This window comes from Aeromonas sp. 1805 (genome assembly GCF_013085525.1).
Taxonomy (GTDB): domain Bacteria; phylum Pseudomonadota; class Gammaproteobacteria; order Enterobacterales; family Aeromonadaceae; genus Aeromonas; species Aeromonas hydrophila.
Map to the genome: position 1 here is coordinate 4320548 of NZ_CP038515.1, position 13666 is coordinate 4334213.

The window sequence follows — 13666 nt, forward strand, 5'->3', positions numbered from 1 at the left end:
GGACGAACTTAGCGGCACGTCCACCGCCAATCCTGCAGGTTGTTGAGCAGTGACCAGCTACCGTGAATTTCCGGCGCCCCCTTGCCAAGGTCGATGCAGCGGTTGGCCAGATAAGTGTGCTGCACGTTGAGCAGCCAGGCCCAGGCTGCATCCCCCTGCACTCCGGCGCCACGCTTGCCATCCCACTCCACCTGCTGCCAGAACGGCACGGCCGCCTGCCAATCGGGGGCATCCAGCGCCTGCTTGAGGTACGCATCCACCACCGGATTCTGGTAATAGCCCGGGTTGTAGAACTCCACGCCGGCGGAACCGCTCTGGTAGTGGTGATAGAGCTCCATGGGATCCAGACTCCCCCACCCCATCAGCACCGGATTGGCGTGCATCTCCCGCTCCACCTGCTCCCAGCTGCCGGACTTGAGGCTCACCTCAAGACCGATGGGTTTGAGCATGGCCCGCACCGCTTCCGCCAAATCCCGGCGGGTGCTGTCGCCACTGGTATACCAGAGGGTAAAGGCGGCGCGCAGGTCGCCCTTGTGGCGAATGCCGTCACTGCCCATCTTCCAACCCGCCTCGTCGAGCAGGGCGTTGGCGTGGGCCGCATCGCCATCCTTGAAGGCGGTGGCCTTGTTTAGCCAGGGCAGGCCTTCCACCGCGCTGTAGGCGGGGATGGCGTGTCCTTCCAGCAGCTGGTCGGCCAGCAACTTGCGGTCGATGGCATAATTGATGGCGCGGCGCACCGCCACGTCCGAGGTCACGTCGTTGCCGATGGGATAACCCTTGGTATCCTTGCCGCCCGCTGGCGGAATGGGGAAGACGATGCCGCGATTCTCCACGCTTGGCCGCACCCACAGCTTGAGGGAGGCAGGGACTGTCGGCGCTAGCGACGGGGCGATGCGCACCAGGTCGAGCTGGCTGCTCTGGGCGGCGGCGTAGGCGCTCTCTTCATCGATAAAGACAAACACCAGCCGCTTGAAGTCATTGTTGCCGCCGGCGTAATGGGGGTTGGCTTCCACCACCAGCTGCTGGCCGGGCAGGAAGCTCACCAGCCGGTAGGGGCCGGCGCCGACCGGATGGCGGGCGTAAGCCTTGGGATCGTAATCCCGCTTCGACACGATGCCGAGCGATCCCAACACGTTGACGAAGGTGCTCTGGGGGGCGCTTAAAGATATGGCAACCTCGGTAGGCGAGAGCACCTTGGCCGAGACAAAGTTGCCCATGTCGATCTTGCCGCCACCCTGGGCTGCGCTGTTGTAGGTAAAGGCCACGTCTTCGGCGGTGAGCGGTGCACCGTTGGAGAATTTCAGATCCGGCTTGAGGCGGATAAGCCACCCCTTGCCATCCTGGTTCGGAGTCACCGCTTGGGTGAGCAGGTTCTGCCAGCTGAGGTCGGCATTCTGCTTGAGCAGCGGGCTGTGCAGCAGCAGGTAGCTGCCGTGGCTCCAGCCAAGCAGCGGGTCGAACCCTTCGGTGGGCTCACTGCCGATGGCGAGCTTGAGTTCGGCGGGGACGGTCTGGGCCGCCAGCGCCATGGAAGAGAAACCGCCCGAGAGCAGGGCCAGCAAGGCGGCCGCGGTGACAGAGAGGCCTTTGCGGCGGGAGGCGTTGCTGCCTGAGTGGCAGCCAAAGCATTGAATGGTCATAAGATCCCTTGTTCGTTTTACCACTCACTACCCAAAAAACAGGGGCACGACAGAAGCGAGTGAGGGGCCAAAACGGCCCCTATTCTAAACCTGATTGCAGATGAGACCTAGCGCTGGGTGTCGCCCACAGGGTCGCCACGCCGGCCGCTGAACAGGCGGCGCCGGCTCAAGTTCACGCCGCCTTCCCCCTGTTGCACCGGAAGCGAAAGCAACATCTTGAGGGTGCTGCTCACCAGCGCCCGCCCCTCGTCGGCCCCCAGGTGCGGGTCGATGGGGGACATGAGCGAGCAGGCCAGCAACTGCCCCGTCTCGGGCAGTGCACCCACCATAAAGGTCAGGTTGCCGCAGGGGAGTTGCAACGCGAGCCGATCGCTGCTACCGCGCACCGGCCAGAGCTGATCCGGCCCCGGCAGCACCACCACGCTCAACATCCAGGGGGTGAGCACGCAGCCAAGCCACTGCCCTTCAAACAGGGTGCACTCCGCCACGATGGGCATAGCCGGGTGGTAGAAGGGCAGAGCCTGCATCTCTTCTCTGGCGATCCGCTCGTACTGAGCCACCAAGCGCGGTGCAGGGTTCGCGGCAAAACCGGCAAACTCCTGCGCCGGCTCTTTCGCGGCTTCGTTCACTGCCTCATTCACAATGGATTGCGCCATACGCCCTCCCGCGCTCGCTCGGCCTTCTCCTGCTCACAGAGCGGGATGGCCGGTGCCCCCAGACTGGCCAGCAGGGTCAATATCCGATCCGTCGCCTCCCCCATGGCAGCCGCCACCACAGGGGTGAGGCCGATGCGGGGCTCGAGGGATTCAGGCTCGACCCCGATCAGGGTGAGCCGCCTGGGGGATTCCCCCGTCATGTGCAGCGCCGAGAGCACGTCCGCCAGCCCCAGCTGATGGGGGGAGATCTTGCGACCAAACAGGGTCGGGATCTCCTCATCTTTCAGGGTCACCACGGTACCCGGCGGATTGCCGCTGCGCACCGCGTCCGCCAGTATGATGTGGTCGCGACTGGCCATCGCTTCGAGCAGCTCCATGCCGGCGGTGCCGCCATCGAGCAGCTCGATGCCGGGGGCGAAGCGGTAGTCGCGCTCCAGCCCCTCGACGATACGCACGCCGACGGCCTCATCGCTCAACAGCAGGTTGCCCACGCCCAGGATCAGGGTGTTCATCACAGCACCTTCACCTGAGTCGTTTCACCACTCTGGGTATCCACCACGTGCACCGCGCAGGACATGCAGGGGTCGAATGAGTGGATGGTGCGCACCACCTCCAGCGGTTTGGCGGGGTCGGCCACCGGGGTGCCTACCAGGGATTGCTCGTAGGGGCCGGGCTCGTCGTTGAAGTTGCGCGGGCCCGAGTTCCAGGTCGATGGCACCACCGCCTGATAGTTGGCGATCTTGCCGCCCTTGATGACGATCCAGTGGGAGAGCATGCCGCGCGGAGCCTCTTCAAAGCCCACCCCGCAAAACTCCTTGTCCGCCGGGATATCGGTCTTGATGTAGGCGCTGAAATCCCCCTTGCCGATGTTGTCCACCAGCGCCTTCCATTGATGAGACAAGGTGTCTTTCAGCACGCAGCAGCGCACCGCCCGGCCGATGATGCGGCCCAGGGTGGAGTGCAGCTGTTCGGTCTTGATGGCAGAGCCAGTCAGCGTCTTGTAGAGGCCGTTCAGCTGATCGAAGTGCGCCACCGTCTCCGGGTGCTTGGCCGCGAGCTTGACCAGGAGGTCGGCGAGCGGCCCCACCTCCACCACCTTGCCGTAGAAGGTGGGGGATTTGACCCAGGAGTACTTGCCGTCATCCTGCCAGCCGGTGTAGTTGGGCTCGGTCTTGCCCTCCCAGGGTTTGAGGGGGGCGTCATCCTTGTACCAGGCGTGCTTGTTGCTCTCGGCGATGCCATCCATCAGCCAGGCATCCTGATGGCTCTCGATGGGACGATAGCCGGCCAGATCGCCGTTTTCGATGTAGCCGCCCGGCATCAGGAAGCTGCCGCCGTCACCGTCGGTGGGCAGCTCAGGCACGCTCAGGTAGTGCTTGGCCCCCTGCCCCAGGTTCAGCCACTCGGGGTAGTGGGCGGCTATGATGGCGGCATCCACCTTGTAGACCTGCTCAATAAACTCGCCGAGCCGGTCGATGAAGCTCTTCACGTAGAGCAGCCGCTCCAGGTTGAGCACGCTCGGTGCATCCAGGTTGATGGGGTTGGCCACCCCGCCCACCGCCAGGTTCTGGATGTGGGGAGTCTTGCCGCCGAGGATGGCGACGATGCGGTTGGCATCGCGCTGGCACTCCAGTGCCTGCAGGTAGTGGGCCACGGCGATGAGGTTCACCTCCGGGCTCAGTTTCATCGCCTTGTGGCCCCAGTAGCCGTTGGCGAAGATGCCGAGCTGGCCGCTCGCCACCAGGGCGCGGATCTTGTCCTGCACCTTGGTCAGCTCGTCGGCGCTGTTGAGGGACCAGGTCGATACCCCCTTGAGCAGGTCGGCCGCCTTTTGCGGATTGGCCTGCAGTGCGGCGGTGATGTCCACCCAGTCCAGCGCGGAGAGCTGATAGAAGTGGACGATGTGATCGTGGATGTTGTGGGCCGCAATGATCAGGTTGCGGATGTACTGGGCGTTGACCGGCACCTTGGCGCCGATGGCATTCTCCACCGCCCGCACCGAGGCGATGGCATGAATGGAGGTGCACACCCCGCAGATGCGCTGCACTATCATCCAGGCATCGTGCGGGTCATTGCCCTTGACGATCTCCTCCATCCCGCGCCACATGGTGCCGGACGACCAGGCCTTGGTGACGACGCCGCCTTCGATTTCACAGTCGATACGCAGGTGACCCTCGATGCGGGTGATGGGGTCTATGGTGATACGTTGGCTCATACGTTGGCTTTCCCTCGGGCCTGATAATCTTGGTGAACACGTTCAAGTGATGGCAGTACCGGCAAGAGCCGGATCAGCAGCAAATAGGCACACACCTCGATGGCGACGAAGCCCAAGGAGATCAGCACTTCCGCCGCGGAGGGGAAGTAGTGGTAGCCATTGCCGGGGTTGAAGGCGAGCAGGGAGTAGTCCAGTCGCCAGAGGGCGGCGCCCAGCAGCATGCTGAGAGCCCCCAGGAACAACATGCGCGAATCGCGGCGGCTCTTGTCCCAGTGGAACACCAGCAGCGGGAAGATCATCAGCGCGATCTCGCTCCAGAACATCAAGGCGTAGCGATTCCACTGGGAGAGGTACTCCGACTTGTCGTTGATGACGATCTCGGCAAAGCGCAGCGCCACAAACAGGATCAGGAAGATGTCGATCACCTGGGTCAGCTTGTAGAACAGCGGCTTCTCGTTGGGGCCGCGCCCCGCCAGCCCGGCCTGCACCAGGGAGCCTTCAAACACCACGATGGAGAAGCCCATGATGAAGGCGGTGAGCAAGGAGAAGACCGGCAGCAGCTCGTAGCTTTGCCAGAGCGGATGGATCTTCTCCCCCGCCACTATCATCAGGGATCCCATGGAGGATTGGTGCATGGTGGGCAGCAGGGCCCCCAGCGCCAGGATGAAGAACATGACCTTGTTGATCCGCGCAAGGGAGACCTTCCAGCCGAACTTCTCCATCAGCACGGGGGCAAACTCCAGCGCCATCACCCCGATGTAGATGGTCATGCAGACCGCCGTCTCGAACAGCACCGAGGAGGTGTTGAAGAAACCCGGAATGTAGAAGTACGGCAGGTTCCAGTAACGACCGACGTCGATGGTGATGGAGAGGCCGCCCAGGGAATAGCCGAACAGGCTCGCCAGCAGGGCCGGCCGCACCAGCGGGTGATACTCGCCCCGGTTGAAGACGTAGACCGCCCAGGCCAGCGCCCAGCCGCCGCAGGCGAAACCGGTGCCGATCAGCAGATCGAACGAGATCCAGAGCCCCCAGGGGTAGCCGCCGTTCAGATCGGTGACCGAGCCCAGCCCGAAGATGAGGCGTTTGAGGATCAGCATGCCGCACAGGATGACGAACGGCGCCAGCACCATGACCGGCCAGCTGACCAGCCTGCCTCCCAGCGGATGTGCCTTGTGATTACTCATGATCCTTGCCTCCCGATTGCTTGTCATGGCCCGCGTGCGAGTCATGATCGTCGCCATCCTGATGGTCCTTGGTGTTGCGGCGAATGAGCACCGACAGCCCGGTCAGCACCACCAGCGGCAGCACCATCCCCTTGTAGAGGGTGTGCTGGATGTGCTCGGAGCGCGCCCCGGAGGAGAGCTCCGGCAAGTCAGGCATGTCGAGCTTGGTGTAGGGCACCCCGGCCAGCACCAGCACCTGGGTGCCGCCCCCCTCCTTCTCGCCATAGACGTAAGGCTGGTAGTTGGGCACCTCGTGCAGGTAGGGATCGTTGGCGCTGAAGGTCTGGCGCGGATAGGCATATTCGCTGCCCGGCGTTGCCAGCAGCCGGCGCTTGGCCTCGGCCATCAGCGCCTCGCGGGTGCCGAAGATGACGGCGCCGGTGGGGCACACCTCGACGCAGCCGGGCAACTTGCCCTGATCAATGCGCTCAAGCCCTTTCTGGTTGCAGAGCTCGCACTTGTGGATCGCCCCGAACGGGTTGTCGTAGTCATATTTGGGCACGTCGAACGGGCAGCCCACCATGCAGTAGCGGCAACCGGTGCAGACGTCCGGGTCATAGTGGACGATACCGGTCTTGGGATCCTTGGTCAGCGCCTGCACCGGGCAGACGGAGACGCAGTTGGGATCGACACAGTGCATGCACTGCTTCTTGATGTAGGCATAGCCATCCACCAGCTGATCCTTGTGCTCGCCTGTGCCGCTCTTCCACACCTGAATGATGTTGTTGGTGTAGGGGCTCAGCTTGTCGTTGTTGGACCAGGTCGCTTCCCCGGCCGGATTGGCCGGGTTGCCGTTGAGGCGCTGGCACTCCGCCACGCAGGCCTGGCAGCCGATGCAGAGGGTGGAGTCGTAGAGCATGCCGAGCGCGCCGGGAATGGGCGGCTTGTTCTCGGCCGCCGCCAGGGCAGTGCCGGAGACGGTGGTGCCCGCCGCCAGCGCACCGACGGAGGCGAATTTGAGGAAGTTGCGTCTGTTCACGGTCACTCCTCCCGTGAGGTGTGCTGTCCGGCTTCATGGCGCTTCTGCTGGCGACCGAGCTCGCGCACCGTCATCAGACTCACCCCGACCAGCACCCCGAGCGCCCCACCGATAAGGCCGGTGGCGGTGGGCGACATGTGTCCTCCCTCCTGGATGGCCACGTCGGGCTTGTTCACCCGCGGGGTGGGATTCTCCACCTTGGCGAGCTGGAAGATCCCCTTGCTGAAACCCACTCCCTGCTCGTTGCAGCCGTAGCAGGGGTGGCCGATGCCCACCGGCCAGATGCCGCCGCCCACGTCGCAGAACTCCAGGGTCGAGCAGTTGCCGTAGGTCTCCGGCCCCTTGCAACCAAGATGGTAGAGACACCAGCCCTGACGGTGGCCCTCGTCGCCAAACTCCTTGGCAAAACGGCCCGCGTCGAAGTGCGGGCGACGCTCGCAGTTTTCATGGATGAGCCGTTCATAGGCAAACAGCGGCCGCTTCTTGGCATCGAGCGCCGGCAGCTTGCCGTAGGTGATGTAGTAGGCGACCGTGGTGAGGAAGTTGTGGGGATTGGGCGGGCAGCCCGGGATATTGATAATCGGCGTGCCGAGGTTGCCGAGGGCCTCTTCCAGGCTGACGGCGCCGGTCGGGTTGCCGCCGCTGGCGGGCACTCCACCCCAGGCGGCGCAGGAGCCGATGGCGATGACGGCAGCCGCATCGGCAGCCGCGCGGCGAATATGGTCGACGATGGGTTCACCGGCCACCATGCAGTAGATGCCGCCATCTTTGAGCGGGATGGAACCATCCACCACCAGCACATACTTGCCCTTGTAGCGTTCGATGGCATTGTGCTTGTTCTCTTCGGCCTGATGACCGAAGGCCGCCGAGAGCACCTCGTGATACTCCAGCGAAATGGTGTTGAGGATCAGGTTCTCGATGGTGGGGTGGGTGGCACGCAGCAGCGATTCGGTGCAACCGGTACACTCCTGCGCCCCTATCCAGATCACCGGTGGCCGCTCGGGGCTGGTGAGCGCGGTGGCCATCTTGGCCACGGCATGCTGGCTTAATCCAAGGGTTGCGGCCATCCCGGCGCACAATTTCATAAAGTCACGGCGATTAATTCCATGAGCCGATAAAAAAGTATCCTCGACCATTCTTTTTATTCCCGTAGTGAGCACTTGTTTGATAAATGCTTAATAGCGGAAATGCTAAGTACTCCCCCCCTGCCCCGCGTTGATCTCCATCAAGTGACGGAACATTATTCAAATAGAAAACTCATCAGCATGGATTTAAAAATTTCATATGTAGCATAGACTTAGAAAGCATGGCGCCAACCACAAAAATACCCACTAGGGGGTAATTTTGCGTGTTGATGAATTTAATTCATTTAAATTACCCGTTAATTCGTGATGTTAAATAATCAGAATGAAAGCGTTGTCACACTATTTGATCTGGTCTTTATGTTACCAGCCATAGGCTATTTTACATCGTCAAAAGTGGCTGATAATATATACCTTTATATTTGTATGATTATATGTAAACAAGTGGAATGGACGCGCGAACGATATTTATTATCAGCTTATAAAATATGCGTCCCTGTCTATTCAAGAAACATCTCCCTTGCTTGATTAATTTACTGTCATCAACAGGGTATCTGCATTTTCCCCCTATTCCCCCTCTTGCAACATGTGACCCACCCCCTCCTTCCCGGCCCGGCTGCGCCACCTGGCTCGTACAACTGGTGCCATTTGTCTCTATTAGTCAGTGATGACATAAAAATCTCTCCAACATCAAGCTGTTGAACAACAATTATCACTGAGCCCTGTGCGAGCTCTGCCCTTGGCGCTAAGGGCAAGGAACCCATGAAGTCGATGAGGATGACCGATGAGCAAAACCATACTGGTGGTGGATGATTCCGTGGGGATCAGGGCGGCCATCACCATGACGCTCAGCAGCGCCGGTTTTGAGGTGATTGAGGCCGGAGACGGCGAAGCCGCCCTCATCGAACTGGAGCAGCGGCGGGTACACCTCATCATCTCCGATCTCAACATGCCCGGCATGGATGGCATGACCCTGCTAAGACGGGTCAAGGCCCAGCAGACTACCCGCTACCTCCCCTTCATCATGCTGACCACCGAAGACTCCGAGCAGATCAAGCGGGAAGGATTCGAGGCCGGCGCCCGAGTCTGGCTCACCAAGCCGTTCGAACCGCTCAAGCTGCTGGACGATGTCTGCAAGGTGGTGCAGCCATGAGCCTGGCCATCGACACCCGACAAACGCCGGTGACCGCCACCCTGAGCGGCGAGCTCAGCGTCATCACGCTGGGGGATCTGCAGGATGAACTGTTCGGTCTGCTCAATTTCTCCGTGCTGACACTGGATCTCACCCCGCTGGAGATGCTCGATGGCTGCGGTGCCCAGCTCATCGCCATCCTGCAGCAGGAGGCCGGCCAGCAGGGCAAGCAGCTGCGACTCGAGGCCGCTGAAGGGAGCCAGGCCCGCCATGTCTTGAGCCTGATGGGATTGTGGCCAGCCGACCATGGGGAGGGCCGCGCGGATGGACATCAATAAGGCCTGTGCCCTCTTCTTCGAGGAGGCCTACGAGCAGTGCGACAATCTGGAACACGCCCTGCTGGATCGCGACACCTATCCGGCCAACCCCGACACCTACAACCTGATGTTTCGCACCGCCCACACCATCAAGGGCTCGGCCGGCATGCTGGGGCTGGCCATGCTGGTGCGCTTCGCCCATGCAATGGAGAACATGCTGGAGCGACTGCGCAGCGGCGAGATCGCGCTGGACGAACACCTCATCAACCTGCTGCTGGCCTGCAACGATCAACTGCGCGACCTGCTGCAGGGGGCCGAACACAACCCCGAGTTGCAACAGACCGAGACCCAGCAGATCCTGGCCCTGCTCTCCCAGCTGCAAGGGCACCAGACCCTGCCCAGCCAGCCGCTGATCATGCCGGCTCCCGCACCGGTCAATCAGACGGATCGGCGCGCCTGGCACCTCTCCCTGCGCTTCTATCCGGCCCTCTATCAGGACGGCTTCGATCTGCTGGCCTTCATTCGCTACCTCGGTAACCTGGGGGAGATCCGCGTCATCCAGCCGGTCTGGCAGGAGTGGCCCCCGCTGCAACTGCTCGATGCCACCGAGTGTTTCCTCGGCTACGAGATTGGCCTGCTCAGCGCCGAACCGGCCGAGCGGATCCGGAGCACCTTTGATTTCGTTGCCCACGCCAGTCTCATCTGCCTGCTCAGCCCCCATCAGGATCTGGCGCAGTTTTCAGAACAGGGGCAAAAACTGGCGGCCTGGCGCAATGAGCCGCTCGCGGCCCAGCTGCAGCGCTGGGTGCAAGCCGGCGCGCTGAGCGAAGAGGAAGCAGCCTGCATCGCGCGAGGCGAACTGACGCCCGGCGCGGCAAACGCCGAACCGGCCCTGGCGCCTCCCATCCAGTCAGCCCAGCCGCCGCAGGAGGCCCCCACACAGCAGACCAGACCCGCACCGCTGCGGGCAGAGGGACACTACATCCGCATCGAGGCGGCCAAGCTCGATCGGCTGATCAATCGGGTCGGCGAGCTGGTGATCGCCACCTCGGCCACCACCCTGCAGGCGAGGATGAGGGGCGATGCGGAGCTCATCGAATCAGTGGCCATCGTCAACACCCTGGTGGAAGGGATCCGCGACGACGCACTCACTCTGCGTATGGTGCCCATCAACGAGATCTTCAACCGCTTCCCGCGACTGGTGCACGAACTCTCCCAGCAGACCGGCAAGGAGATCCAGCTTCAGATCCGCAACGCCGATACCGACATCGACAAGTCGATGGTCGAGAAGCTGACCGACCCCCTGATGCACCTGGTGCGCAACGCCGCCGATCATGGCCTCGAAGAGCAACAAGCTCGGCTCGCCGCCGGCAAGCCGGCGCAGGGAACCATCACCCTCAACGCCTATCACGACGCCGGCGCCGTGGTGGTGGAGGTCAGCGATGACGGCCGCGGCATCGACCGCGACAAGATCCTCGCCAAGGCCCATGGCCAGGGGCTGCTGCCGGAAGGCAAGGTATTGAGTGAACAGGAGATCTTTCAACTGCTGTTTCTGCCCGGTTTCTCGACGGCCAGCGATGTCAGCGATCTCTCCGGGCGGGGGGTCGGGCTCGACGTGGTCAAGCGCAACCTGGAGTTTCTGCGCGGCGAAACCACCATCGACAGCCGGCTGGGGCTGGGCACCACCTTCAGGCTGAGACTGCCGCTCACCCTGGCCATCATCGACGGTTTTCGCATCGAGGTGGATCACGCCTCCCTGGTGATCCCCCTCGACATGATGGTCGAGTGCATCGATCTGCCGCCGGATGCCCTGCGCACCCCGGCCCGCCAGATCAACGTGCGCGGCGAATGGGTGCCCTTCATCGTCCTGCGCGAGCTGTTTGCCCTGCCCCCTGCCGACGAACCCGAGTTCGTGGTGATGGTTGATTATGCCGACCATCGTGCCGGCATCGTGGTGGATCGCCTGATTGGCGAGGTGCAGGCCGTCATCAAGCCGCTCGGCGAGCTGTTCAAATCCCTGCGCTACGTGAGCGGCTCCACCATTCTTGGCAACGGTCAACCGGCGCTCATCCTCGACGTCCCCCAGCTCATCCAGCTGGCCTGGCGGCGGGAACAACATGCGCTCCGGCAACAGGCCGATGCCCTTTACAGCCTCAGAGATTGACCACACACCTTCAGCACATCAACGGAATTGACGGAGTCAGACCATGGACTGGTTTCACAACTTGCAAGTCAGAACAAAGCTGGTGTTCTCGTTCTCCATCCTCATGGTGCTGCTGGTGGTGCTGTCGCTCACCAGCTACTACTCCACCAGAACCATGATGCAGCTGGTCAGCAACATGCACGCCAACCAGCTGTTGCCGATCAAGGACATCGCCAACGCCAACATCTATGCGGTCTACCAGAACCGGGCCCTCTATCGCTACATCGGCGAGGTCGACCCGGATCTCAAAACCCAAGCGTTGGTCAATGTCGACAAGTTCGAGAAGGGGATGTGGGATTTTCTGGCCAGCTACCGCAAGACCTATCTCACCCAGCGGGAGGTGGACCTGCTCACCCGCTTCGATCAGGCCTGGGCCACTTACAAGCAGTACGCCAGCGAGATCCTGAAGCTGGCTCAGACACCGGGCCAGGATGGGGAGCCCGAGCGCAACGCCTTTCGGCTGATGGGTGACAAGGGGCGCCCCGCCTTCGACATCGCCGATGCCCTGCTGAGCGATCTGGTCAAGGTGAATGCCGAGCTGGCCACCCAATCCATGGATGAGAGCCAGAACATCTATCAGGACAACCTGCAGATCCTCATCGCCATCGCCAGCGCCGCCTTTCTCATCTGCCTCATCCTGGCCCTGCTGGTGACCCGCAGCATATTGCGCCAGCTGGGGGGTGACCCTTCCTACACGGTGCAGGTGGTGGCCCGGGTCGCCGAGGGGGATCTCTCCACCCCTGTGCAGCTCAAGGCCGACGACACCTCGAGCCTGCTCTATGCAATCAAGAGCATGGCCCACCGCCTCTCCGACACCCTCAACGAGGTGGGTGCCATGTCGGAAGCCATCGGCTCCGCCTCCGAGCAGGTGGCCGCCACCGCCAATGCCCTCTCCCAGACCTCCTCCGAGCTTGCCTCCAGCGTCGAGCAGACCAGTGCCTCGGTCGAGGAGATGACCGCCACCGTCAGCCAGAATGCCGACAATGCCAAGGTGACCGAAAACATCTCCACCCGGGCGGCCAGCAGCGCCACCGAAAGCGGCAAGGCGGTCGGCGAGATGGTGCACGCCATGAAGGAGATAGCGTCGCGCATCACCGTCATCAACGACATAGCCAACAAGACCGACCTGCTGGCCATCAACGCCGCCATCGAGGCGGCCCGCGCCGGCGAGCACGGCAAGGGCTTTGCCACCGTCGCCGCCGAGGTGCGCAAACTGGCCGAACGCTCCCAGACCGCCGCCAAGGAGATTGGCGAGCTGGCCGGGCGCTCGGTCAGCGTCGCCGAGCAGGCGGGATCCTTGCTGCGTGAAATGCTGCCCGGCATCGATCAGACCGCCACCCTGGTGCAGGAGATCGCCTCAGCCTCCCGCGAGCAGCGGGCCAGCGTCTCCCAGATCAACATCGCCGTGACCCAGATAAGCGACGGCATGCAGGCCTCGGCCGCCTCGGCGGAAGAGCTCAGCTCCACCTCGGAAGAGCTGAGCTCCACCGCCCTGCAGTTGCAGGAGCTGATGCAGCAGTTCACCCTGCGCGGCGGCAACACCCGCCAGCCCTATACCCCGCACGGCGGCGCCCATATTGTCCGGCGCAGCAAGCCTAAGTCCGCATTCTCCCGCCCCTACCCCTTTCATGAAGAGGATCTGGAGCGAGAGATAGACGATGGCAAGTTCACCAACTACTAGGAGCCGGCGATGAGAGACAAGCTTGCCCCTGACACCAGCGCCCACTTTCACTGCGTCACCTTCATGCTGGGCGGCGAACTGTACGGCATCGACATCGGCTGCATTCGCGAGATCATCGAGTTCGAGGGAATGACCCCGGTGCCCATGATGCCGCGCTTCGTGCGAGGCATCATCAACCTGCGCGGCGCCGTGGTGCCGGTGATCGACCTCTCCATCCGTTTCGGCCGGGGCCAGACCCTGCTGCAGCCCACCACCTGCGTCGCCATCCTCTCCCTGCCCAACAGCACCGGCGAGGCGCAGGAGATCGGCATGCTGCTGGATGCGGTCTGCGAGGTGCTGGAGATCCGCAGCGACGCCATCGAGCCGGCCCCCACCTTCGGCACCCACATCCGCGGCGACTTCATTCAGGGGGTAGTCACCATCGATCAGCAGTTTGCCATCCTGCTCGACATGCACAGGGCCCTCTCCATCGCCGAGCTGAGCGCCATGGCCGAGGCGGCCACCGAGCAGCAGTTCTCCCCGGAACAGGGCGGCTGAC

General features: G+C 62.6%; 12 protein-coding genes. 5 read left to right on the forward strand and 7 right to left on the reverse strand.

Features of this window, described 5'->3' with window-relative positions; translation table 11 throughout:
* Nucleotides 1-8 precede the first annotated feature (8 nt).
* From E5E96_RS20055 to hybO, 7 genes are all read right to left on the reverse strand, one after another.
* A complete protein-coding gene (locus E5E96_RS20055) occupies nucleotides 9-1640 on the reverse strand; it encodes an ABC transporter substrate-binding protein (protein WP_171282951.1) in 1632 nt (543 codons plus the stop codon).
* A 107-nt stretch (nucleotides 1641-1747) separates the two neighbouring features.
* Nucleotides 1748-2296: a hydrogenase-2 assembly chaperone gene (gene hybE, locus E5E96_RS20060; protein WP_171282952.1), complete on the reverse strand. Its 549-nt coding sequence runs from the start codon at nucleotides 2294-2296 to the stop codon at nucleotides 1748-1750.
* Nucleotides 2278-2808: a HyaD/HybD family hydrogenase maturation endopeptidase gene (locus E5E96_RS20065; protein WP_171282953.1), complete on the reverse strand. Its 531-nt coding sequence runs from the start codon at nucleotides 2806-2808 to the stop codon at nucleotides 2278-2280. Before E5E96_RS20065 ends, hybE begins: the two co-directional genes overlap by 19 nt.
* Nucleotides 2808-4511 carry a hydrogenase 2 large subunit gene (gene hybC, locus E5E96_RS20070; RefSeq protein WP_171282954.1) on the reverse strand — a complete coding sequence of 568 codons (1704 nt, stop codon included), beginning with the start codon at nucleotides 4509-4511 and terminating at the stop codon, nucleotides 2808-2810. The genes E5E96_RS20065 and hybC overlap by 1 nt, the downstream gene beginning before the upstream one ends.
* Entirely contained in the window at nucleotides 4508-5695 is a 1188-nt protein-coding gene (hybB, locus tag E5E96_RS20075; protein ID WP_016351002.1) for a Ni/Fe-hydrogenase cytochrome b subunit, read from the reverse strand. Before hybB ends, hybC begins: the two co-directional genes overlap by 4 nt.
* Complete coding sequence (hybA, locus tag E5E96_RS20080; RefSeq protein WP_042015680.1) at nucleotides 5688-6713, reverse strand: hydrogenase 2 operon protein HybA; 1026 nt, start codon at nucleotides 6711-6713, stop codon at nucleotides 5688-5690. Before hybA ends, hybB begins: the two co-directional genes overlap by 8 nt.
* Nucleotides 6714-6715: 2 nt before the next feature.
* Nucleotides 6716-7849 (reverse strand): hydrogenase 2 small subunit, encoded by a 1134-nt coding sequence (hybO, locus tag E5E96_RS20085; RefSeq protein ID WP_011706350.1) that lies wholly within the window; start codon nucleotides 7847-7849, stop codon nucleotides 6716-6718.
* A 730-nt stretch (nucleotides 7850-8579) separates the two neighbouring features.
* Here hybO and E5E96_RS20090 point away from each other — a divergent pair.
* From E5E96_RS20090 to E5E96_RS20110, 5 genes are all read left to right on the forward strand, one after another.
* Nucleotides 8580-8948 carry a response regulator gene (locus E5E96_RS20090; RefSeq protein ID WP_171282955.1) on the forward strand — a complete coding sequence of 123 codons (369 nt, stop codon included), beginning with the start codon at nucleotides 8580-8582 and terminating at the stop codon, nucleotides 8946-8948.
* Nucleotides 8945-9265 carry an STAS domain-containing protein gene (locus E5E96_RS20095; RefSeq protein ID WP_011706352.1) on the forward strand — a complete coding sequence of 107 codons (321 nt, stop codon included), beginning with the start codon at nucleotides 8945-8947 and terminating at the stop codon, nucleotides 9263-9265. Before E5E96_RS20090 ends, E5E96_RS20095 begins: the two co-directional genes overlap by 4 nt.
* Nucleotides 9252-11408: a chemotaxis protein CheA gene (locus E5E96_RS20100; RefSeq protein ID WP_171282956.1), complete on the forward strand. Its 2157-nt coding sequence runs from the start codon at nucleotides 9252-9254 to the stop codon at nucleotides 11406-11408. Before E5E96_RS20095 ends, E5E96_RS20100 begins: the two co-directional genes overlap by 14 nt.
* Nucleotides 11409-11469: 61 nt before the next feature.
* Nucleotides 11470-13128 carry a methyl-accepting chemotaxis protein gene (locus E5E96_RS20105; protein ID WP_253264670.1) on the forward strand — a complete coding sequence of 553 codons (1659 nt, stop codon included), beginning with the start codon at nucleotides 11470-11472 and terminating at the stop codon, nucleotides 13126-13128.
* A 9-nt stretch (nucleotides 13129-13137) separates the two neighbouring features.
* Nucleotides 13138-13665, forward strand: a complete 528-nt coding sequence (locus tag E5E96_RS20110) for a chemotaxis protein CheW (RefSeq protein WP_171282958.1) — start codon at nucleotides 13138-13140, stop codon at nucleotides 13663-13665.
* Nucleotide 13666: the final 1 nt, after the last annotated feature.